Raw genomic sequence first — 1,822 nt, forward strand, 5'->3', positions numbered from 1 at the left:
TTGGCGCCCAGGGCGATGGTGAAGTGCTGGTTGATGTCGTAGGCGGCGTCGATATCGCTGATCCACTTGGCGCTGAACGTGCGGTCGTTGATCGGGTTGTTGTCGCCTTCGGTGTAGCTGCCGAAGCGGGTCAGGGCCAGGTTGAGGGTGTAAGCGGTGACTTTCCAGTTGGCTGCCAGGATCAATTTGGATTGCGGTGTGGCGACGGTCAGGTCCTTTTGCAGGCGGCGGTCGAAAATCTGGTAGTTGGCGCCCAGGCCGGCCAGCGCGGGCGGGGTGTCCTGGAGTTTTTCGATCTTGGTCTGGTTCCAGTTGTACGCCAGGCTCCAGCGCACTTGGCCGTACTGGTCCAATTGCTGGCGGTATTCGTTGATGATGTCGACGCCACGAGTGCGGGTGTCCACCGCGTTGGTGTAGTACTGCGCGTACAACCCGGGCGACAGGCCGTTGGCGACCAGCACCTGTGACACCGCCGGCCCGCCGAGCAGGCTGGTGGACACGATGCGGTCGCGGATGCCGATCTGGTACAGGTCGGTGGTCAACCGGTAGTTCTGCGTGGGTTCGTAGGTGAAGCCGAAGCTGTAGTTCAGCGATTTCTCCGGCTTGAGTTTCTCGGCGCCCAACGCCTGGGCTTCAGGCGTGTCCACCGGCAACACCTTGACCGGCACCGAGACCTGCTGGCCGTTGACCACGCCGCCGGAGGTAAAGGTGGATGACGCGTAAATCGTCTGCGCCAGCGAGGGCGCACGAAAGCCGTTGTTGATCGTGCCGCGCAGGGCAAACTCAGGCGTGAGCTTGAAGCGTGTCGACAACTTGCCGCTCCAGGTGCTGCCGATGTCCTGGGTGTAGCGCTCGTAACGCGCAGCGGCGCCGACGTACCAGCGGTCGGTCACGTCCAGGCCCAGGTCGACATAGCTGGCGACGTTGCTGCGGCTGATCTCCCCGGCATCCGCTGTGCTGGTGCCGTTGTACGAGGCCAGCCCCGGCAGTGGCGTCTGCCCGGCGAACGGCCCGCTCGGCAGAACGTAGTTGCCGGGCGTATAGGACGCATAGTCACCGGCTTCGATCTGGTACTTCTCCCAGCGGTACTCAAAGCCGAACGCGGTTTGCAGCGGGTGGGCAAGGCCAATATCAAAGCTGCGACTGAGGTCCAGGTTGTTGGTCCACTGGTCGAAGATCTGCGAGGCCAGGTTGAACGAGGTCGGGCTGGTGGGACCCCAGGACGGGTTCAGCGTGTTGTTGGCATTGAGCGTGGAGTCGTCTTCGCCCCAGGTCGAGCTGATGTCGTAATCCCAACCGCCGACCAAGCCTTTGAAGCCACCGGCCACCTGGAAGTCCTTGGTGCGGTTGCGCCGTTGCGCGTGGATGCCGTCGGGGTAGGGCGTGTTCGGGTCGCCGGCGAGGGAGGTGATCTCGTTGGGGCGGTAGTTGCCGGTGACCTTGGTGGTTTCCAGGTAGCTGGCGGTGGAGAACGAGTAGAACTTGAGGTCGTCCTGCAGCGGCAGTTCCAGGTTGTAGCTGGCGTTGGTGACCTTCTCGCGGCCCAGGCCATAGCTGGGGTTCCAGCCGTGGCGGTTGACGGTCTGGTCGCGGCTGTCGGGTGCGGCGGCGGTGCCGTACAGGCGGCCGGTGGCGCTGCCGGTACGGTCGAAGGGTTCCTGTTCCTTGACGTCCAGCGCCAGGTTGGCGAAGCCGTCGTTGGGCAGCGCCAGGCCGTAGTTGACGGTCTGGTGCACGGTGTCGCCATCGCCCGCACCGTAGCGGCCGAACGAGGTTTCAGCGCTGCCACCGCTGTCGTTTTCCTTGAGGATGATATTGATCA

General features: G+C 63.7%; 1 protein-coding gene. It reads right to left on the minus strand.

Annotated features, from left to right (window positions below):
* The coding region (locus tag HX823_RS30520) for a TonB-dependent siderophore receptor (RefSeq protein WP_256350340.1) at positions 1–1,822 on the minus strand (1,822 nt) is incomplete at both ends.

It is taken from the genome of Pseudomonas sp. P7759, from assembly GCF_013386445.1.
Lineage (GTDB): Bacteria > Pseudomonadota > Gammaproteobacteria > Pseudomonadales > Pseudomonadaceae > Aquipseudomonas > Aquipseudomonas azotoformans_A.